The following is a 20,043-nucleotide window of genomic DNA, read 5'->3' as shown; positions in this document are numbered from 1 at the left end:
CATGAACAACGCATTCAAGCGCAGGTTGCACGACCAGCAAGCGCAGATCGGCCTCTGGCTGGGGTTGGCTGACCCCTACTGCGCCGAGCTCGCGGCCAATGCCGGTTTCGACTGGCTGCTGATCGACGGCGAGCATGCGCCGAACGATTTGCGCAGCATCCTCGGGCAGCTTCAAGCCATTGCACCCTATGCATCCCAGCCCGTGGTCCGGCCCGCCACGGGGGATACCGCGACGATCAAGCAACTGCTCGACATCGGCGCCCAGACCCTGTTGATACCCATGGTCGAAACGGCCGAACAGGCACGCGAGCTGGTGCGCGCCGTGACCTATCCACCCCGTGGCATACGCGGTGTCGGCAGCGGCCTGGCGCGTGCCTCGCGGTGGAATACCCAGGCGGACTACCTGGACAGCGCAGACGAGCAGGTTTGCCTGCTGGTTCAGGTCGAGAGCCTGGAAGGGTTGCGCAACCTCGACGCGATCACCGCAGTCGAGGGGGTCGATGGTGTGTTCATCGGGCCTGCCGACCTGTCCGCCGCCATGGGCCATCGCGGTAACCCTGGCCATGCCGATGTGTTGTCGGCTATCGAACAGGCCATCACGTGTATCGTCGCGGCCGGCAAGGCCGCTGGCATCCTCACAGGCGATGATCGACTGGCGCGCCGCTGCCTCGAGTTGGGCGCGAGTTTCGTTGCCGTCGGGGTCGATACCACGGTGTTGATGCGCGGGTTGCAGGGGTTGGCGGGACGCTTCAAGACGAATGGCGCTTCGCTTGCCGGGGGTGGCGTGTACTGACCCCCGTCTCATCGATGGCCGGCAGGCGCTTGCACGGCTCGCTGGATGATCGCCAGGAGCTGCTCGACCCCCTCGCCGGCGGCCGGCCCCTGGCGCACCAGCGGCAATGCGCCTTGCATCATGCCCAGCACTGCCTGAGTCAGCATTTGCAGGTGCCTCGGGGAGTGCATCAACGTGGGTGCCAGGTTGGCAAGGATGCCTTGCAGGCAAGCCTGGTGAGCCTGGCGCAGCTGGTCGATACGCGCCTGCTGAATGGCCGAAAGGTGGCAGGTTTCCCGTTCGAGCAACCGCAGGCTATGGTCCTGGCTGGCCTGAACGTTCATCCACGCCAACACGAATCGCCGCAGGCGCAACTGCGGCCGCGCGGGATCCTTCAACGCCCGCCGGGTCTCGCTCAGCAGGCACTCCAGCGCCTCTTCCAGCAATTCGAAGAGCAGCGCCTGCTTGCTTTCGATGTGGTGGTACAGCGAGCCTGCCTGCACCCCCAGGTCGCGGGCCAGGTCACGCAGGCTGGTCCCCTGGTAACCCTTGGCGCAGAACATGGCCAGTGCCGCTTCACGCAGCCGTTGGTAGGTGTCGGGGTGTCGCGCGGCGGCATTCGGCGCAGGCATCGCTGGGCTCCGGTGGTGGCGTGCTGGCTGGGCCGGTCACGCGCGCTGGTCGCTGATCAACCACAGCACCACCGCGTCCTCGGGGCCCTTGGTGGTCCAGATGTGCTCGGTGCTGGCGTCGTAGTACATCGCATCGCCTTCGCCCAGTTCGATCGGCTGGTACAGGCGGCTGTTCACCACCAGCGTGCCTTTGACCACGAACAGGAAGATCTCGGCGTCGGTGCGCGGCCAGGTGCTGTAGTCGTCGACCGAGCGGGCGCTGACGGTGGTGCACAACGGGGTCATGCGCTTGTGCTTCAGGTCGTGGCACATCACCTCGTTGATGCAGGTCGGCGACCGGTGAACGCTGCCGGTGCGCGCGCGGGTGATGCTGCGCCGCCCCAGCAGCCGGGGTGACTCCTGCTGGCCGGCCAGCAACTGGATCACGTCCAGGTCGAAACCGCCGGCGATCTTCTGCAGCGTGGTGATGGTCGGCGACAGGTCGCCGCGCTCGATCTTCGACAAGGTCGAGGCCGACACGCCGCTGGCCTCGGCAGCCTCCTTCAAGGTCCAGCCGCGCTGCTGGCGCAAGCTGGCAATCCGTCGCTCGAGGGCAGGGGCCGCGTCGAACGGGTCGGCGTCGGGGCTATGCAGAGGGTGGCCGTGGGGCAGGTTCATCGGATCAGGTTCCTGGGTCGCTTGGGTGGCCATCATGGCCCGCGCCTTTTGCAGGACATCCTACGCTCGATATTATTTTTCTGAAAGGACTAAAAATTTCGCATACGAAAAAAAGTGTCGTATGTGCATTGACATCGTCGCGGAACAGATTAACGTAGAAAGCACGCCGCTAGACACGCGTCGGCCACCGGCAAAAACCCGCCGAAGCTTCAAGCAAGCCTCGCGCCAGCCTTGGCCCGAACAGCGAATGCGGTCGCGCTGCACGTTCATTGGAGGTCGTTCGAGCATTCTGCACACCAGCCGGTCTTTGCCCAGCTGTGGTACCGGGGCAAGGCCCGCTCGCTGCAATTCAACGTTACAGCAGGGGAACGCGATGAAAGAGATAAGAATAAGCCGTCGTCATTTGCTCGCACTGGCGAGCGCCACTGCCATAGGCGCCATGGCCGCGCCCTATGTTCGCGCCAGCCAGCCGGCGAAAAAGACCAACGAACTGGTGCTGGTGACCTGGGGCGGCAACTACCGCCAGGGCATGGAGGAGGGGCTGGTCAAGCCTTTCATGAAGGAAACCGGGATCAACGTCACCATCCTCGACACCCCGGATATCGCCAAGGTCAAGGCCCAGGCCATGACCGGCAACGTGCAGTGGGATGTCTTCGACGCGCCCGGCTCGATGGGTGCCAGTGGCGCCAACCACGGTTACTGGGAGGAGCTGCCGCCAGGTCTGTTCGACGAAAGCGACCTGTTGTTGCCCAGCCAGAAGTACCTGGTGCCGTTCTTCACCTTCGCCGGTGGTATCGCCTACGACGAAGCCCGTACCCCGGATGGCAAGCATCCGAAAACCTTCGCCGACTACTTCGACCCCAAGGCTTATCCGGGCCGGCGCACCTTGCGCACCCGGGCCATGGAAACCCTGGAAATCGCCCTGCTCGGCGATGGCGTGGCGCCCAAGGATCTCTATCCGCTGGACGTCGACCGCGCCTTCGCCGTACTGGAGCGGATCAAGCCGCACATCAGCAAGTGGATCGAAGCCACGCCGCAAAGCGTCACCCTGCTGCAGACCGGGGAGGCCGATTTCAGTTTCACCTACGCCAACCGTATCCAGGCCAGCAATCGCGACCAGGGCGTGAAGCTGGGTTTTTCCTTCGACCAGAACCTCAACGGCGTGGAGTACCTCGCCGTGCTGAAGAACGCGCCGAACAAGGAAAACGCCTTCAAGTTCCTGTCCTTCGCCATGCGCCCGGAGTACCAGGCCTCGTGCATGGAGGCCAAGGGCGGCGCGCCGATCAGCCGCAAGGCCTACGAGTTGCTCAAGCCCGAGTCGCTCGCCTGGCTGCCCAAGCTGGATGCGCCGAACAACGCCTACATCAACGATGCCTGGTGGGCTGACAACCTCGAAAAGCTCGAGCGCCGCTTCAAGGAATGGCTCCTGAGCTGAGGCATTGCGCAGCTGTCGTCTTTTGGCACATGCCCAAGGAAATCCAAGGTGAATACAACAAATCACGGCCCGTGGCCTTTCATCGCGCCGGCGGCGATTCTTGCCCTGCTGGTGGCGTTGGTACCGCTTCTGTTCATCGTCTACAACAGCACCTTCGGCGGTGCTTCCAGCGAAGCCTTCCAGACCGTGGCCAGCAGCTCGCTGTTTCGTCGCGCACTGGCTACTACGGTGCAGGTGGCGGTGCTCGCCAGCCTGATCAGCCTGGTGCTCGGCTACCTGGTGGCGCTGCATCTGGTACGCCAGCCGCCGCGCAAGCGCGCGCTGCTCATGGTGCTGGTACTGCTGCCGTTCTGGACCAGCATCCTAGTCAAGAGCTATGCCTTCACCATCATTCTGGGGCGCGAGGGCATCATCAATGGCTTGCTGTCCTGGTTGACGGGCGGGCCGGTGGAGCTGCCGCTGATCTTCAACCGCGTCGGCGTGCTGATCGGCATGACCAACTACCTCACGCCACTGGTGGTGTTCCCGATCCTGGCCAGCCTGCTGGCGATCGACCCGGCGCTGTACCGCGCCGCCGAGATCATGGGGGCCCGGCCGACCCGCATCTTCTTCACCATCACCTTGCCACTGAGCACGCCGGGGGTGGTCGCCGGGGTGCTCAGCGCGGCCGTGGTGTCGCTGGGCTTCTTCATCGTCCCGGCGCTGCTGGGCGGCAAGCAGGACATGATGCTGGCCAACCTGGTGGACTTCTATACCCGTGAAGTCCTGGACTGGAACGTGGCCAGCGCCGTGGGCGTGATCCTGTTCCTGCTGATCGCCATTTTCGCGGTGCCGGCGATGATCCTGCGCCGCCGCAAGCAGCTGGGGGTGTCCTGATGACCGCTCGCACACAACCGATCAAGGACCTGCGCAAGCGCAGCGCGCGCTGGGGCGGCACGCTCCTGGCTTCGCTGGTGTACCTGTTCCTGCTGGCGCCGAGCCTGATCGTGATCCCGGTGTCGTTCGGCTCGCGCTACGAGCTGCAGTTTCCACCGGCCAGCTACTCGCTGGAGCTGTTCGACATGCTGTTCTCCTCCAGCGCCTGGACCCAGCCGCTGTGGCTGAGCCTGCGCATCGCGCTGATCACCACGGCGCTGACCACGGTGATCGCGGTGCCGGCCGCCTATGCCATCGTGCGCTTCAGCTTCTTCGGCAGGAACCTGCTCAACGGCTTGATCATGAGCCCGCTGGTGACGCCTTCGGTGGTCTTCGCGCTGGGCATCTACCTGTACTTCTCGCACCTGCGGCTGACCGGCACCGTCACCGGGCTGATCCTGGCCCACACCATGTTCACCTTGCCCTACGCCCTGGTGATCATCAGTGCCGGGGTGAAGAAGCTCGACCCCAACCTGGAGTTCGGCGCGATGCTCATGGGGGCGGGGCGCTGGCGCATGTTGCTGACGGTGGTGCTGCCGCAACTGTACCCGTCGATCTCCGCCGGGGCGCTGTTCGCCTTCCTGATCTCCTTCGATGAAGTGGTGATTTCGTGGTTCCTCGCCGGGCCGACCACCACCACGTTGCCGGTGAAGATGTTCAGTGCCATCCAGTGGGAGATCTCCCCGGTGATCGCCGCCGTCTCCACCGTGCTGACCGTGATCTCGCTGGTGGTCTGCCTGGTGAACGTCGCCTTGCAGAAAAAAGACCCGAATCAGCAGTGAGCGCCTGGCTACAGGCGCCAAGGACCCCAAACATGACAGACCGTGACCGCAACATGATCGAGTTGCAGGACATCTCCAAGACGTTCCTGCAGTTCGTCGCCCTCAAGCCCACCACCCTGACCATTCGCCAGGGTGAGTTCCTCACCCTGCTGGGGCCGTCGGGCTCGGGCAAGAGCACCTTGCTCAACCTGATTTCCGGCGCCTATGAGGCCAGCAGCGGCAAGATCCTGCTCAAGGGCAAGGACATCACCAGCGCACCGCCGCGTGACCGGGAGATCGGCATGGTGTTCCAGAACTACGCATTGATGCCGCACATGACCGCCTTCGACAACGTCGCCTACCCGCTGAAGATTCGCGGCGTGCCCAAGCAACAGATCCGCGAACGGGTGATGGACGCCCTGGCCCGGGTCGGCCTCGCCGGCTTCGAGCAGCGCAAGCCCAAGCAGCTTTCCGGCGGCCAGCAGCAGCGGGTGGGCATCGCCCGCTGCATCGTCTATTCGCCGTCGATCATCATGATGGACGAGCCGCTGGGCGCGCTGGACAAGAACATGCGTGAACAGATGCAGGACGAGATCAAGACCCTGCACCGGGAAATCGGCACCACCTTCATCTACGTCACCCACGACCAGGAAGAAGCGCTGAACATGTCGGACCGCATCTGCCTGATGAACGAAGGTGGCATCGTCCAGCTGGGTACCCCGGACGAGCTGTACTTCCGCCCGGTCAACCGCTTCGCCGCAGGCTTCATCGGTGAGTCCAACCTGCTGTCCGGCAAGGCCGAAGCGCCGGACCGCCTGCGCATGGCCAGCGGCCACAGCCTGGCCCTGGCCGGGCAGAACCTGGTCGCTGGGCAGGACTACGAGGTGATGCTGCGCCCCGAGCGCATTCGCATCGCCAGCGCCGGGGAGCTGCCCCAGGCCTCGGGCCGGGTGGCCAACGTCGCCTTCGTCGGCAGCCTCACCACTGTGACCACGGTCTTGCCCGATGGCACCGAGCTGAAACTCAAGACCACCTCGTTGCCGTCCCAGGACCGCCCGCAGGTGGGCGACAGCATCGCACTGCGCTGGGCGCCCGAGGACTTCATCGTCCTGGGCGACGAGCGCCCGACTCCGACGCGCCACACCCGTTCGCACGGCGCCCTTCATCACTCCTCCGAGGCTTCCCGAGCATGAGCATGAGCATCAAGAACCTTTCCGGCATCGTCACCGCCACGCCCACACCGATCACCGACGGCCAGGTGGATGTCGCCTCGGCCCAGGAACTGGCGCGCTACCTGATCGCCAACGGCACCTCGGCCCTGGCGCCCATCGGCGGCACCGGCGAATACATTTCTCTGAGCGAGCGGCAGAAGGTGGACATGGTCCGCGCCACCCTCGAAGCCGCCGACGGCAAGGTGCCGACCATCGCCGGCCTGCTGGCGCCCGGCCTGAGCGATGCCCTGGGCTCTGGCCGCAAGCTCATCGAGGCCGGTGCCCATGGTCTGCTGGTGACCACGCCGTTCTATGTGCGCCCGACCCAGGAGGGTGTGGTGGACTATTTCAAGGCCTTGTCCGATACCCTCGATAGCGATTTGGTGCTGTACGAGTTCCCCTACCGCACCAACGTCTCGCTGACGGCCGAAACCGTGCAGCAGTTGGCCGAGACGACGCGGGTGGTGGCGATGAAAGCCTGCAACCCCGACACCGGCCTGCAACTGCGCGTGCTGGAGGCGGCCGGCGACAAGATCTCGATTCTGTCGGGTGATGAGGATGTGTTTCCGCTGCATATCGCCGCCGGTGCCCGCGGTGGCTTGATCGCCTCGTCCTGCATCATCCCCAAGGTCTGGAAGCGCATCACCGCGCTGGTGCAGGGCAACCAGATGAACGAGGCGCTGGCCCTGCACGGGCAGATCCGGCCGTTCCTCAAGCTGCTGTTCAGCGAGCACAACCCGATACCGCTCAAGGCCGCGCTACGCCTGCTCGAACGCCCGGCCGGCGAGCCACTGACCCCACTGCGCCCGGCCAGTAGCGAAACCGAAGCCCAGCTGGCACGCATGCTGCCACAGATGCTGGCACTGGAAGCGTCGATGCCGTGAGGCCTGTGCACCGGCGCCGCTGGGCCGCCGGTGCCTCTTTGCCAACCACCACAAGCGGAACAACTACAAGATGGACGCTGACAACCCGATAGTGGCCGAGCTCAAGGCTCGGCTAGGCGACAAATACGTCCGCACCGGCAGCGATGCCGAGGGGCATCTGGAGGATTTCTGGGGCAGGGCACGGGGCAAGGCCCTGTGCGTGGCTTTGCCGGGTAATACCGAGGAAGTGGCGGCGGTACTGAAGATCTGTCAGCGGCACCAGCTGGCGGTGTTCCCCCAGGGCGGCAACACCAGCACCTGTCTGGGCGCCGTACCGGACGCGAAGGGCCAGTCGATCGTCCTGGCCCTGGGCAGGATGAACCGCATCCTTGCACTGCAGCCTGAGGATTTCTCGCTGGTGGCCGAAGCCGGTTGCGTGCTGGCCGACATCCAGCAGGCTGCCAGCCAGGCCGGCCTGCTGTTCCCGTTGAGCCTGGGCGCGGAGGGCAGTTGCCAGATCGGCGGCAATGTCGCGACCAACGCCGGCGGCACGGCAGTGCTGCGCTATGGCAACACCCGCGACCTGGTGCTGGGCATCGAGGCGGTGCTACCGGACGGGCAGGTGTGGAACGGCCTGCGCACCCTGCGCAAGGACAACACCGGCTACGACCTCAAGCACCTGTTCATCGGCGGCGAGGGCACCCTCGGGGTGATCACCAAAGTCGCCCTCAAACTGTTTCCCCAGCCCCCGCAGACCACCACCGTGCTGATCGCGTTCGACGACATCGCGCACCTGGCCGGCTTCACCCAACCCCTGCGCCGCGCCTTCGACACGGCGATCGGTGCCATGGAGCTGATTTCCGGCAGCGAGGTGCGCATCGTCAAGGCCATCTACCCAGACCTCAACGTGCCCTACGACCCGGCCACCCCCTGGTTCCTGCTGGTGGACATCGCCTGCGAGCAACAGGATGAGGTCAACGAGCGCTTGCAGCAGGTGCTCGGCGATGCCCTGGAAAACGGCCATGTCAGCGACGTGCTGGTCGCCCACAGCGAAGCCCACCGCGCGGCGATCTGGCGCTTGCGGCACACGGTCACCGAGGCGCACAAGAAGTACGGCATGGGCATGTCTCACGATGTGGCCATTCCACTGATGCATATTGCCGGCTTCATCCAGCAGGCCGGTGCCATCGTCGCCAGCCGCTTCCCACAGGCCGAGATCGCCCTGGTCGGGCATGTGGGCGATGGCAACCTGCACTACAACGTGATGTTCGAGCAGCGAGTGTGGGAAGCGATCGAGGACCAGGCGGCGACGCGCAAGGCGGTGTACCGCGCCATCTACGACCTGGCGGCGAAGCTCGACGGCACCTTCAGCGCCGAGCACGGCATCGGTGCCCTGCATGTGGCAGAGATGGCCCAGTACAAGCCCCCGGTCGAGCTGCAACTGATGCGTGGCATCAAGGCCTTGCTCGACCCGGACAATCGCATGAACCCCGGGCGCGTGCTGCCGGGCTAGGAGGGTGCGGGCCATGCTGATGAATTTCTTCGACTACCGCCTGCGCGCCCGGCGCAGATTGCCGCGCTTCCTGTTCGAGTACATCGACCGTGGCTGCGAGGATGAAGTCGCCCTGGCGCGTCTACGCCAGAGCCTCGACCGGCTGACGCTGCGCCCGGCCATGCTCAGCGGCCATGCCACGCCCGACCTGGGTAGCGAACTGTTCGGCCAGGCCTGCGCCATGCCGGTGATCATCGCGCCAACGGCCATGGCCGGGCTGGTGGCGCATGACGGCGAGGTCAAGCTGGCGCGAGCGGCCGCCCGGGCTGGCATCCCGCTGTGCATCTCGACCCAGTCGATCAGTTCGGTGGCGCAGGTGCGCGCCGCCGTGCCCGACGCCAACCTGTGGTTCCAGTTGTATTTCTGGAAGGACCGCAGCCTCACCGAGCGGTTGCTGGACACTGTGGCCGGGCAAGGTGTCGAGACGCTGGTGATCACCGTCGATACTCCCGCGGTGCCCAAGCGTGAATACAACGCCCGCAATGGCCTGAGCATGCCCATGAAGCCCGGCCTCAAGCTCGCGCGCGATGTGCTGCTGCGCCCAGGCTGGTTGACCACGGTGTTGCTGCGTTACCTGCGCGAGGGCGGCATGCCGTGCTATGGCAATTATCCCCCGGGGTTTCGCACCGGGGCGGGCAAGTCGCCGGTGCATGAGGCGGTGAAGCTCGATGCTGCGCTGGGCTGGCGCGATATCGAGCAGGTCCGCCAGCGCTGGGCCGGGCAGTTGCTGATCAAGGGGGTGCTGAGCGTCGAGGATGCCTTGCGCGCGCAAGCAGCGGGCGCCCAGGGCATCGTCGTGTCCGCCCACGGCGGGCGCAACCTGGATTGCTCACCGATGACGGCGGAGGTCTTGCCTGGCATTTGCGCGGCGGTGGGCAAGCAGATGTGCGTGATCGCCGACAGCGGTGTCGCCCGGGGCAGCGATGTGCTGCGTTATCGCGCCCTCGGCGCCCAGGCGGTGATGGTCGGGCGCTTGCCGCTCTGGGGGCTGGCGTGTGGCGGGGAGGCCGGTGCCGACGGCATCCTGCGGATGCTGCGCGAGGAGCTGGAGCTTACCCTGCAACTGCTGGGCAGGGCCGACCTGGAGGGGCTGGAGGCGGTGCTGGCCCAGGCCGGCACCCAGCACGACCTCAGTTGTTGCTGATCATCCAGAGGATCTGCGCGTCTTCGGCACCCTTGCTGGTCCACAGGTGCTCGGTGCTGGCGTCGTAGTACATCGAGTCGCCTTCGTGCAGTTCGATGGGCTCGTACAGGCGGCTATTGACCACCAGGGTGCCCTTGATCACATACAGGAAGATCTCTGCATCGCTCTTGGGCCAGGACGAGTAGTCGTCGATCGAGCGGGCGCCGATGGTGGTGTAGAGCGGGGTCATGCGCTTGTGCTTGAGGTCGTGGCACAGCACTTCGTTGATGCAGGTCTTGGTGGGGTGCACGCTGCCCTGGCCTGCGCGGGTGATGCTGCGCCGGCCGGCCAGTTTCTGCGGCTGTTCCTGGTTGGACAGCAGCTGGATCACGTCCAGGCCAAAGCCGCTGGCGATCTTCTGCAGGGTCGAGATGGTCGGTGACAGCTCCTGGCGCTCGATCTTCGACAAGGTCGAGGAGGCGACGCCGGTGGCTTGCGCGGCATCCTTCAAGGTCCATTGCCGGTCGCGGCGCAGCTCGGCGATTTTCTTCGCGATGTCAGCCGTCGACTCAGGGCCTTCTGTCTTCGCCTGTGCGCCAGGCGCTGCAACGGTTTGCTCCATAAATCCTCATCAGCCTGTGGCACCGGTACGGGCGCCGTTGCGCGGCGCTTCTGGGCGACATCCTACTCTCCGGCAAGGTTTTCCGAAAGACCTGAATAATTTCGTATAGTGGATTTAATTTCCGATAAGCATTGACAATGCCGTTGTCGAGATCCATCTTGGTTGCACGGAACACAGGCCAACCCACAACAACAGCCCCTCCGGAGACCTCTCAGATGAAGCTCAAGGCCCTTGCCTCGACCGTCGTTTCTGCAGCATGTGGTTTCATGATCTTCCTCCCCTTGGCGCATGCGGCGCAGCCGCTGCGGGTCGGCACCTCGCTGACCCAGATGCCCTGGGGCTTCTACGACGCGCAGCAGCAGCCCACCGGGATCGATGTCGCGATGTGCGGCGCCATCGCCCGACACATGGGCGCCGAGGCGCAGTTCACCAACCTCGACTACAAGGGCCTGGTGCCCGCCCTGCAGGCCGGGCGCTTCGACATGCTCTGCGCCGCCATGTACATCACCCCCGAGCGGCAAGCCGTCATCTCCATGGTGCCGTACCTCACTGCCAGCCAAGCGGTGCTGGCCCAGCACGACAGCACCCTCGCTGGGCTCGCCGACCTGTGCGGGCAACGCGTCAGCGTGTTGCAGGGCTCGGGTTCGCTCAAAGTGCTGGAGCAGGCCAGCGGTGCGTGCAGCGCAGCCGGCAAGCCGGCCATCGCCATCCAGTCGTTCGATACCCAGCCGGTCGCCATCCGCGCCCTGGAAAACCGCAGCGTCGATGCGTTCATCGCCACCGACTCGCTGGTCTCGTACTACCTCCAGCGCAATCCACGGTTGAAGAAGATCGCCACCGGGATCAGCCCGATGACCTTGGGTATCGGCCTGCCCCGCAGCGACCCGGCCCGGGCCCAGCAGGTGCGCCAGGCGCTGGCCGAGGTGCAGGCCAGTGGCGAGTACCGCGCCATTCTCAAACAGTGGGGAATCGAGGCGGCCGGCATCGACGCCGGTCAGCAGGCGGCCCCCTGAGCACCAGCATCACCACTCGAACCGAAAGGAAGGTCGCCCAAATGAAACAACAACTCTCTGGCATCCTCAGTGCCATCGTCACCCCCTTCAACCAGGGCGGTAGCTCGGTCGACGAGGGCCGCTACGCCGAGCTGATCCGCTCGCAGATCGATGCGGGCATCCATGGCGTGGTCGCCAGTGGCTCCACCGGCGAGCACCCGGCGCTGTCGTTATCCGAGCGCCGACGCTTGTTCGAAATCGCCGTGCAAACCGCCTCCAGCCAGATCGACGTGATTGCCCATGTCGGCTCCAGCAACCTGCGCGACAGCCTGGAGCTGGCCCGTCACGCTCGCAGCCTTGGGGTCGACCAGATGCTGGTGCTGACCCCGTACTTCGATCGCCTGGCCTTCGACGATGTGCGGCGCTTCCTCAACCAGGTGGTGGAGATCGCCGGCGGCGCGATCATCTACTACGACACACCCGGCATCACCGGCCTGCACATTTCCGAGCAGCAGATGGTCACGCTCAAGGCCGAAGGCCTGGTGTCGCACGTCAAGGACAGCCCGCAGAGCTTTGCCCGCACCATGCGCCTGCTGAGCAACCCCGATGCCCCGACCGTGCTGGCCGGCTCCGACCCGGCCCTGCTGGCGGCACTGATGCATGGCGCGCCGGGTTCGATCATCGGCGCCTCGACCTTCGTGCCCGAGCTGTGCGTGGCCCTGTACGAAGCGGTGCGGGTGCACCGTGACTATCCGCAGGCCCTGGCGATCTGGGACAAGCTGTGGCCGATCCTCGATTTCATGCTGCAGAACGGCTACGTACCCCTGGCCAAGGCGGGCTCCGCCGCGCGCGGGCTGGATGTGGGGGAACCGCGCGAACCGGTCAGGGCGTCGGAGCCGGCGTTGAAGGCGCGCTTTGCGCAGTTGCTCGAACAACTCGGCGTACAACCGCTCGCCCTTGGGGCATAGGAGGCCGGCATGACAGTCTGGGACTGGCAGGTGTTCTTCCACAACCTGGTGCATCCGGCGATTCTGCAAGGGCTGTGGACTACGGTGTGGTTGACCTTTTCGACACTGTTCCTGGCCATCGTGCTGGGCACCTTGGTGGCGCTGGTGGGGCGTATCGACCACCTGTTGGCGCGGGGTTTCTACCAGGGCTACGTGGCGTTCTTCCGGGCTACGCCGCTGCTGGTGCAGCTGGTGTTCCTGTACAGCGCCTTGCCGCAGATGGGCATCAGCCTCTCGGTGCTGGAGGCGGCGGTGATCGGCTTGATGCTTTCGGAAAGCCCCTACGTGGCCGAGATCGTGCGCTCGTCGCTGTCGGCGGTGCCTGGGGCGCAGTGGGAGGCGGCGCGGGCGATCGGCATGCGCCCGGCGGCGATCATGCGGGCAATCATCTTTCCCCAGGCGTTTCGCATCGCGATTCCACCGCTGGGCAACGAGTTCGTCAGGCAGCTGAAAAACACCTCGCTGGTCTCGATCATTTCCATGACCGAGCTGTTCCGCGCCACCGACAGCCTGACCCAGACCAACTTCCGCGTGCTCGAAGGGCTGGCGGTGGCCACGTTGTACTACCTGGCGCTGATGATCATCTGGACCTGGCTGCAGAACGGCCTGGAGCGGCGCAATTCACGCTGGTTCGCCGAGGCCGCGCAGGGCGCGCCCAAGGCCACCGCCATCAAGGGGGTAGCGCGTCATGCATAAGCCTGCGTTGTTGGAAGTGGAAGGGCTGGTCAAGCACTTCGGCGACTTCACCGCCTTGCGGGGCGTGTCGTTGAGCGTGGCCAAGGGCGAGGCGATCGCCCTGATCGGCCCCAGTGGTTCGGGCAAGAGCACCTTGCTGCGCTGCATCAATGTGCTGGAGACCATCAGCGCCGGCTCGATCAAGGTGCAGGGCCAGCCGATCGGCTACCGCGTTGCGGCCAATGGCCCGGTGCGCCTGGGCGAGCAGGTGCTGGCTCGCCAGCGCGAGGACGTCGGCATGGTGTTCCAGAGTTTCAACCTGTTCCCGCACATGAGCGCGCTGGACAACGTTACCGCCGGGCCGCGCCTGGTCCGGGGGCAGAGCGCCCAGCAGGCGGCGCGCCAGGGCATGGACCTGTTGGCGCGGGTGGGCCTGGCCGACAAGGCCGGGCACTTCCCCCGCCAGCTCTCCGGCGGGCAGCAGCAGCGGGTGGCGATCGCCCGGGCACTGGCCATGGAGCCGAAGGTGATGCTGTTCGACGAACCCACCTCGGCGCTGGACCCGGAAACCGTACAGGAAGTGCTCAACGTGATCCGCGATGTCAGCGCCTCGGGCATGACCACGCTGATCGCCACCCACGAGATGGAATTCGCCCGGCGGGTATCGCACCGCACGGTCTTCATGGAAGCGGGGCAGATCGTCGAGCAGGGGCCTTCGGCCCATGTGCTCGGCAACCCGAGCAGCGAACGCTGCCGGCAGTTTCTCAAGGGCCTGACCGGCCATTCGGACATCTCAAATGTAGAGGGTACGCAACATGCAGATTGAACAACGCATCGGCATCATCGGCGGCAACGGCTGGCTGGGCAGCGCCATCGCCGTGTCGGCGATCAATACCGGGGTCGTACCAACGGCGCGCCTCTTGTTGTCTGGCCGCACGCACAAGGCGCTGGACGAGACCCTGGCCGATGTCCAGGTGCTGCGTGACAACCAGCAACTGGTCGAACGCAGCGATGTGATCGTGCTGTCGGTTCGCCCCGACCAGTTCGGTGATGTGGTGATCGACGCCAAAGGCAAACTGGTGATTTCGGTCATGGCCGGCGTGCCGGCGGCCTATATCGCCGAGCGCACCGGGGCCAGCGAGGTGGTGCGGGCCATCCCCAACGCGGCGGCCAGCCTCGGGCAGTCGTTCACCCCCTGGTACGCTACCGAACCGGTATCGGCGCAGAGCAAGGGTGTCGTTCAAGCGTTGTTCGACGCCTGTGGCGAAGCCGCGCAAGTGCCGGAGGAACGCTTCATCGACTATTGCGTGGGTATGACCGGCTCGGGCGCGGCGTTCCCGGCCCTGCTGGCCCAGGCTCTGGAAATGCACGCCGTGGCAGAGGGCCTGCCGGCTGAGTTCGCACGCCGTGCCGCACTCGGGGTAGTGGTGGCAGCCAGCCAGTTGCTGGCGGCTTCGGGCAGCAACCCAGCAAGCGTGGTGCAGGAAATGATCGACTACAAGGGCACCACCGCTGCCGCGCTCAGCAGCATGCTTGACCAAGGCTTCGCCCGCGCGGTCGGGACTGGGCTGCAAGCGGCATCGGCCAAGGCGAGCGCCATGTCGAAGGCCGTGACGGGCTGATCGCCATCCGGGCAGCCTTGACGTTGCCCCCCACCGTTGTATCGGGGCGTTGCGCCGATTTTCTTCGATAGCGCGCAGCGCCTTACCTCAACTCTATCGCACGCTCCCAGCCCCGGCCGGGGGCTGCGCGTGAACGCACAATAATAATGAGGGGCAGCGACATGAAGACGGCAGTAGTGGGTGTGGTTGCGGTACTGGGATATTCGGGGTTGGCCATGGGCTCGGAGCAGTCGGAGTCCAAAGGATTCGCCGAAGGCTCGTCGCTGGTGGTCAAGGCGCGTAATGTGTATTTCAATCGTGATCAGCGTGCCAGGGGGGCCGAGCAAAGCTACGGCGAGGAATGGGCGCAGGGTTTCATCGGCACGTTCCAGTCAGGGTTTACCACCGGCACCGTGGGGGTGGGCTTCGATGCCCTGGGCCTGGTCGGCCTGCGCCTGGATACCGGCGATGGCCGCACCGGTGGCGGGACCCGCTTGCTGGAACAAGACAGCAGCGGCGCCAAACCCTCGTACGGATCGCTGGGCGGGGCGGTGAAGCTGCGGGTGTCGAGTACCACCCTCAAGTACGGGACCCAGATCGTCAACACCCCGGTGCTGGGTATGTCCGACAGCCGCTTGCTGCCCGAAACCGTGCAGGGCCTGCTGGTCACCAGCAACGAGTTGCCTGGCCTGAAATTGCAGGCGGGGCACTTCACCGCCCTCAAGCTGCGCAACGACAGCGCCCATGACAGTGGCAACCTGCCGGGCATCGACCTGGCCGGTGCGGTGTACGATTTCAACCCCAACGTACAGGGCAGCCTGTACTACTCGGACGTCGAGGATTATTGGCGCAAGCAGTACGGCGGCCTGGTCTGGACCGTGCCGCTGAGCAGCCTGCAGGCTGTGAAGTTCGACGCCAACCTGTACCGCACCCGCAGCCAGGGCGAGGCGCTGGGCGGGGACCTGGACAACCGCATCTGGAGCTTGGCGGTGTCGTACAAGACCGGCGCGCACACCTTCATGCTGGCACGCCAGCAGGTGCACGGTCGTGGCGACTTCAAGTACGGCGTGGAGGGCAACAGCGCGATCTACGTGGCCAACTCGAGCCAGTATTCCGACTTCATCTACGAGGGCGAAAAATCCTGGCAGCTGCGTTACAACCTCGATGCCGCTCCCTACGGCATCCCTGGACTGGCGTTCATGGCTCGCTACATCCGAGGCAGCGACTTCACCACCGACACCGGGCGAGATGGCAAGGCCTGGGAACGCGATCTCGAGGTGCGCTATGTAGTGCAGTCGGGGGCGGCCAAGGACTTGAGCTTTCGCGTGCGTAGCGCCTTGTACCGCAGCTCGGACCGGGGCGGGGATATCAATGAGGTGGTGGTGACCACCGAATATCCGATCTCGATCTTCTGAGGCTAGGCTCAGCGTTCAAAGCTTGCTCGCCCCGGGCGCGTCGTCAGCTGCCGGCCTTGCGCCGCGGCTGACGTGGCTTCCTTGTCGCAGCCTTAGCGCCGTCGCCGGCTGACTTGCCCTTGCCGCCGCTCCGGCGCTTCTTCTTCCAGGCCGGCGCCTTGCCCACCGCCGGCCCGCTGATGCTCAGGCGCAGGCCGCTGCAACGCTCGACCAGCTTGCCCATCCACGCCGATTGGCGGGTGACGAACTCCTCCAGGCTCATCTCACCGCTCTGCACCATGTCCAGCGCCTGCTCCCAGATGGCGGTGGTACCGGGGTCGGCAATCGCTCGTGGTACGGCGTCGATCAGGCTGAACGCGGCGGGAGTGGCGGCCAGGGCCTTGCCGTTCTTCACCAGGTAGCCGCGATCGAGCAGGCCCTGGATGATGCTGGCGCGGGTCGCTTCGGTGCCGATGCCGGTGGTTTCCTTGAGTTTCTGCTTCAGGCGCGGGTCGTCCACGAGCTTGGCGACGTTCTTCATGGCCTTGATCAGGTCGCCCTCGGTGAACGGCTTGGGCGGTTGCGTCCACAGGTCCTTGAGCTGCAGCCCGCGCACCGAGCAGTCGTCACCCTTGCGCAGCGCCGGCAGAACCTGCGCGGGGGCGGCTTCGCGACCTTTGGCCGGGGTCAGCGCCTCGGGCAAGGCACGGCGCCAGCCGGGCTCGACGATCTGTTTGCCGACGGCGCGCAGGGCGTGGCCGGCGCAATCGAACTCGGCCTGGGTGCGGTCGTATTCGTGGTTGGGCAGGAACTGCGCCAGGTAGCGGGCGCGGATCAGGGTGTACACCGCCTTGTGCTTGGATGGCAGGCGCGCCGGGTCGCTCGCCGCGGCGGTGGGGATGATGCCGTGGTGGGCGCTGACCTTGGCGTCGTTCCAGGCCCGCGAGCGCCGCTGCGGTTCGAGGTAGGGCTGCAGCGGGGCCAGGCTGGTGTCGGCCCGCTGTAGCGCAGCGAGGATGGCTGGCGCTTCGCCGTGTTGGCTCAGGGGTAGGTAGCCGCAGTCGCTGCGCGGGTAGGTGATCAGCTTGTGGGTTTCGTACAGCGCCTGGGCGATGTCGAGGGTTTCCTGGGCGCCCAGGCCGAATTTCTTCGAGCACAGCTCCTGCAGGGTGCCGAGGTCGAAGGGCAGGGGAGCGGCTTCGCGCACGCGTTCGGTGGCGACCTCCAGTACCTGGGCACTACCGGCGCGACCGATGTCGGCGGCGGCCTGCTGAGCCAGCGCCTGGTTCAGGCAGCGGCCCTGGTCGTCACAGGCATCTTCCGGGGCGCGCCATTGGGCATTGAAGGCCTGGCCTGCGTGTTCGAGTTGTACCTCGATGGCCCAGAACGGCACCGGCACGAAGTCGGCGATGCTGCGGTCGCGGTCCACCACCAGGCGCAGGGTCGGGGTCTGCACCCGGCCCACTGGCAGCACGCCCTGGTAGCCGGACTGACGGCCGAGCAGGGTGAACAGGCGGCTCATGTTCATGCCGATCAGCCAGTCCGCGCGCGAGCGTCCCAGCGCCGAGTGGTAGAGGCTGAAGGTCTGCTGCCCAGGCAGCAGGCGCGCCAGGGCCTTGCGAATGGAGGCGTCGTCCAGTGCCGAAAGCCACAGGCGCTGGATCGGCCCACGGTAGCGACAATGTTCGACCAGCTCGCGGGCGATCATCTCGCCTTCGCGATCGGCGTCGGTGGCGATCACCAGCTCACGCGCCTCGCCGAGCAGGCGCTTGACTGCCTTGAACTGGCTGGCGGTCTTGGGCTTGACCAGCATCTTCCATTTTTCCGGAATGATCGGCAGGTCGGCGAGGTTCCAGCGCTTGTAGCGTTCGTCGTAGCTGTCGGGCGGGGCGGTTTCGAGCAGGTGGCCGATGCACCAGGTCACGCAGACATCGGTGCCTTGCCAACAGCCGTCGGCCTTGCGGGTGGCGCCGAGGACCTTGGCGATGTCTTTTGCCTGAGAGGGTTTTTCGCAGAGGAACAGGCGCATGGCCGGGAACGCTTCATCGGGGGTGATGGGCGTAAGGATGCGCAAGCGGGGGCGCGCAGGCAAGCTTTATCTGGATGGATGTACAGGTTTTTCGCTGGAGATATGTTTCTGGACCTGTGCCGGCCTCTTCGCGGGTAAACCCGCTCCTACAGGCCTGTAGGAGCGGTTTACCCGCGAAGAGGCCAGTACAGCTTACCGATCAGACGCGGGACTCGCGCACCATGTCCACATGCGGGATGCCGGCCTCGAGGAACTCCTCGCTCACCACGCGAAAGCCCAGCCGCTCGTAGAACGGCGTGGCATGCACCTGGGCGCTGAGCATCTGCTGGCTGAGGTCGCGGTCCTGCGCCTCGCGGATCACCGCGTTCATCAGCGCATCGCCGACCTTCAGGCCACGCCAGTCGCGCAGCACGGAGACCCGGCCAATGGTGCCGTCGGGCAGCAGGCGGGCGGTGCCGATCGGGTAGTCGCCTTCCAGAGCCAGGAAGTGCAGGGCGGTCGGGTCCTCGGCATCGAACTCCAGCTCCGGTGGCACATGCTGCTCGGCGACGAATACCGCACTGCGGATACGGTGGATATCGGCGTGGTCCTTGTGCCAGTCGGCGAGGCGAACGCTGATCTTATTCATTGGCAAATCCCAAGCTTCCTTGTTTGACCAGCTGGCAAACCAGCGTCAGGCCGTCTTCGTCTTCCAGCCACTCTACAAGGTTTTCGATGTGCAGTGCGTCGGCCGCGCAAATCAGTTTCAGCAGATCGCGCAGATGGCCCGGCAGCAAACGGCTCTGGCCGCTGGCGAACAGCAGCAGGTTGTCGTCGACTTCCGACCAGGCCATGCGCGCGCTCGGGTTGCGGATCAGGATGGCGCCCTGTTCCAGGCTGTCGATCAGCTCTTCCTCGCTCAGCTCCTCACCGGTGACCTGCTCGGGGTAGCGCGGTTCGGTCATGAACTGGCCGAACCAGGTCAGCAGCAGGCGTTCGTCACCCATGTGCTCGGCCAGCAACGCCTTGAGGCGGTCCAGGGCGTCGTGCTGGATCTGGTGCGGGTCGCTGACCGGCTGGGCGTCGGCGTCGCTGTAGCGCTCTTCGTCAGGCAGGAACTGGCCGAGGAAGTCGGTGAAGTGGGTCAGCACTTCAGCGGCGCTCGGGGCGCGGAAGCCGACCGAGTAGGTCAGGCAGTCGTCCTCGGCCACGCCGTAGTGGGCCAGGCGCGGTGGCAGGTAGAGCATGTCGCCCGGCTCCAGGGTCCACTCGCCGCTCTGTTCGAATTCGGCGAGGATGCGCAGGTCGGCATGCTCCAGCAGCGGGCTGTCGCTGTTGCACATCTGGCCGATCTTCCAGTTGCGCTTGCCGTGGCCTTGCAGCAGGAACACGTCGTAGTTGTCGAAGTGCGGACCGACGCTGCCACCTGGGGCGGCGAAGCTGATCATCACGTCGTCGATGCGCCAGCTCGGAAGGAAGCGGAAGTGCTCCAGCAACTCGGCGACTTCCGGCACGAACTGGTCGACGGCCTGCACCAGCAGGGTCCAGTCCTGCTCCGGCAGCTCGGCGAAGGTGTCTTCGGTGAACGGGCCGCGGCGCAGCTCCCACGGGTGCTCGCCATGCTCGAGTACCAGGCGCGACTCGACTTCCTCTTCCAGGGCCAGGCCGGCCAGTTCGTCGGGGTCGATCGGGCTGATGAAGTCCGGGAAGGCCTGGCGCACCAGCAGGGGCTTCTTCTGCCAGTAGTCGCGCATGAATTCGCGGGCCGAGATGCCGCCGAGCAGCTGCAGTGGAGTATCAGGATTCATGTTCAACCTATTGAA

At 65.5% G+C, this 20,043-nt stretch carries 20 protein-coding genes; 14 read left to right on the top strand and 6 right to left on the bottom strand.

The window, feature by feature from the left end; genetic code table 11:
- The first annotated feature begins 1 nt into the window (after nucleotide 1).
- Nucleotides 2-793: a 4-hydroxy-2-oxoheptanedioate aldolase gene (gene hpaI, locus IAE37_RS12665; RefSeq protein WP_201174089.1), complete on the top strand. Its 792-nt coding sequence runs from the start codon at nucleotides 2-4 to the stop codon at nucleotides 791-793.
- Between the two features lie 8 nt (nucleotides 794-801).
- On the opposite strand, the gene IAE37_RS12660 is transcribed toward hpaI, so the two are convergent.
- Together IAE37_RS12660 and IAE37_RS12655 are read right to left on the bottom strand one after the other, a co-directional pair.
- Nucleotides 802-1,404 carry a TetR/AcrR family transcriptional regulator gene (locus IAE37_RS12660; RefSeq protein WP_201174086.1) on the bottom strand — a complete coding sequence of 201 codons (603 nt, stop codon included), beginning with the start codon at nucleotides 1,402-1,404 and terminating at the stop codon, nucleotides 802-804.
- A gap of 36 nt (nucleotides 1,405-1,440) precedes the next feature.
- Nucleotides 1,441-2,097 carry a helix-turn-helix domain-containing protein gene (locus tag IAE37_RS12655; RefSeq protein WP_201174083.1) on the bottom strand — a complete coding sequence of 219 codons (657 nt, stop codon included), beginning with the start codon at nucleotides 2,095-2,097 and terminating at the stop codon, nucleotides 1,441-1,443.
- Nucleotides 2,098-2,434: 337 nt separating this feature from the next.
- Between IAE37_RS12655 and IAE37_RS12650 the strand changes: the two genes are divergently transcribed.
- The 7 genes from IAE37_RS12650 to IAE37_RS12620 all read left to right on the top strand — a co-directional run bounded on the left by IAE37_RS12650 (nucleotide 2,435) and on the right by IAE37_RS12620 (nucleotide 9,942).
- On the top strand, nucleotides 2,435-3,496 hold the full coding sequence (locus tag IAE37_RS12650) for an ABC transporter substrate-binding protein (RefSeq protein ID WP_201174080.1): 1,062 nt from the start codon (nucleotides 2,435-2,437) through the stop codon (nucleotides 3,494-3,496).
- Nucleotides 3,497-3,544: 48 nt separating this feature from the next.
- Entirely contained in the window at nucleotides 3,545-4,372 is an 828-nt protein-coding gene (locus tag IAE37_RS12645) for an ABC transporter permease (protein WP_201174077.1), read from the top strand.
- On the top strand, nucleotides 4,372-5,193 hold the full coding sequence (locus tag IAE37_RS12640; protein WP_201174075.1) for an ABC transporter permease: 822 nt from the start codon (nucleotides 4,372-4,374) through the stop codon (nucleotides 5,191-5,193). The genes IAE37_RS12645 and IAE37_RS12640 overlap by 1 nt, the downstream gene beginning before the upstream one ends.
- Before the next feature lie 32 nt (nucleotides 5,194-5,225).
- Nucleotides 5,226-6,365 carry an ABC transporter ATP-binding protein gene (locus IAE37_RS12635; protein WP_201174074.1) on the top strand — a complete coding sequence of 380 codons (1,140 nt, stop codon included), beginning with the start codon at nucleotides 5,226-5,228 and terminating at the stop codon, nucleotides 6,363-6,365.
- Between the two features lie 2 nt (nucleotides 6,366-6,367).
- A complete protein-coding gene (locus IAE37_RS12630; protein WP_201174073.1) occupies nucleotides 6,368-7,267 on the top strand; it encodes a dihydrodipicolinate synthase family protein in 900 nt (299 codons plus the stop codon).
- A 70-nt stretch (nucleotides 7,268-7,337) separates the two neighbouring features.
- Nucleotides 7,338-8,759: an FAD-binding oxidoreductase gene (locus tag IAE37_RS12625; protein ID WP_201174072.1), complete on the top strand. Its 1,422-nt coding sequence runs from the start codon at nucleotides 7,338-7,340 to the stop codon at nucleotides 8,757-8,759.
- 13 nt (nucleotides 8,760-8,772) lie between these two features.
- Nucleotides 8,773-9,942, top strand: a complete 1,170-nt coding sequence (locus IAE37_RS12620) for an alpha-hydroxy acid oxidase (protein ID WP_201174071.1) — start codon at nucleotides 8,773-8,775, stop codon at nucleotides 9,940-9,942.
- On the opposite strand, the gene IAE37_RS12615 is transcribed toward IAE37_RS12620, so the two are convergent.
- Nucleotides 9,929-10,543: a helix-turn-helix domain-containing protein gene (locus IAE37_RS12615; protein WP_201174070.1), complete on the bottom strand. Its 615-nt coding sequence runs from the start codon at nucleotides 10,541-10,543 to the stop codon at nucleotides 9,929-9,931. The two genes, IAE37_RS12620 and IAE37_RS12615, sit on opposite strands and share 14 nt — an antisense overlap.
- Before the next feature lie 215 nt (nucleotides 10,544-10,758).
- Between IAE37_RS12615 and IAE37_RS12610 the strand changes: the two genes are divergently transcribed.
- The 6 genes from IAE37_RS12610 (at nucleotide 10,759) to IAE37_RS12585 (ending at nucleotide 16,233) form a co-directional block, all read left to right on the top strand.
- Complete coding sequence (locus tag IAE37_RS12610; protein WP_201174068.1) at nucleotides 10,759-11,556, top strand: substrate-binding periplasmic protein; 798 nt, start codon at nucleotides 10,759-10,761, stop codon at nucleotides 11,554-11,556.
- A 41-nt stretch (nucleotides 11,557-11,597) separates the two neighbouring features.
- The gene (locus tag IAE37_RS12605; protein WP_201174067.1) at nucleotides 11,598-12,503 is read left to right on the top strand and encodes a dihydrodipicolinate synthase family protein; all 906 of its coding nucleotides are present in this window, start codon (nucleotides 11,598-11,600) and stop codon (nucleotides 12,501-12,503) included.
- 9 nt (nucleotides 12,504-12,512) lie between these two features.
- The gene (locus IAE37_RS12600; protein ID WP_201174065.1) at nucleotides 12,513-13,238 is read left to right on the top strand and encodes an amino acid ABC transporter permease; all 726 of its coding nucleotides are present in this window, start codon (nucleotides 12,513-12,515) and stop codon (nucleotides 13,236-13,238) included.
- The gene (locus tag IAE37_RS12595) at nucleotides 13,231-14,043 is read left to right on the top strand and encodes an amino acid ABC transporter ATP-binding protein (protein WP_201174064.1); all 813 of its coding nucleotides are present in this window, start codon (nucleotides 13,231-13,233) and stop codon (nucleotides 14,041-14,043) included. Before IAE37_RS12600 ends, IAE37_RS12595 begins: the two co-directional genes overlap by 8 nt.
- A complete protein-coding gene (locus IAE37_RS12590) occupies nucleotides 14,033-14,839 on the top strand; it encodes a pyrroline-5-carboxylate reductase family protein (RefSeq protein WP_201174062.1) in 807 nt (268 codons plus the stop codon). Before IAE37_RS12595 ends, IAE37_RS12590 begins: the two co-directional genes overlap by 11 nt.
- 161 nt (nucleotides 14,840-15,000) lie before the next feature.
- On the top strand, nucleotides 15,001-16,233 hold the full coding sequence (locus IAE37_RS12585; RefSeq protein WP_328822724.1) for an OprD family porin: 1,233 nt from the start codon (nucleotides 15,001-15,003) through the stop codon (nucleotides 16,231-16,233).
- Nucleotides 16,234-16,276: 43 nt separating this feature from the next.
- Here IAE37_RS12585 and IAE37_RS12580 read toward each other — a convergent pair whose 3' ends face one another.
- The 3 genes from IAE37_RS12580 to IAE37_RS12570 all read right to left on the bottom strand — a co-directional run bounded on the left by IAE37_RS12580 (nucleotide 16,277) and on the right by IAE37_RS12570 (nucleotide 20,028).
- Nucleotides 16,277-18,241, bottom strand: coding sequence for a DNA topoisomerase III (locus IAE37_RS12580; RefSeq protein WP_201174245.1), 1,965 nt, complete (start codon nucleotides 18,239-18,241; stop codon nucleotides 16,277-16,279).
- A 199-nt stretch (nucleotides 18,242-18,440) separates the two neighbouring features.
- The gene (locus IAE37_RS12575; protein WP_201174059.1) at nucleotides 18,441-18,869 is read right to left on the bottom strand and encodes a GNAT family N-acetyltransferase; all 429 of its coding nucleotides are present in this window, start codon (nucleotides 18,867-18,869) and stop codon (nucleotides 18,441-18,443) included.
- Entirely contained in the window at nucleotides 18,862-20,028 is a 1,167-nt protein-coding gene (locus tag IAE37_RS12570; RefSeq protein WP_201174057.1) for a ribosomal protein uL16 3-hydroxylase, read from the bottom strand. Before IAE37_RS12570 ends, IAE37_RS12575 begins: the two co-directional genes overlap by 8 nt.
- Between the last annotated feature and the right edge of the window lie 15 nt (nucleotides 20,029-20,043).

The sequence above is a fragment of the Pseudomonas sp. S31 genome, assembly GCF_016648105.1.
Classification (GTDB): Bacteria; Pseudomonadota; Gammaproteobacteria; order Pseudomonadales; family Pseudomonadaceae; genus Aquipseudomonas.
This window is presented reverse-complemented; position numbering and strand designations above follow the sequence as displayed.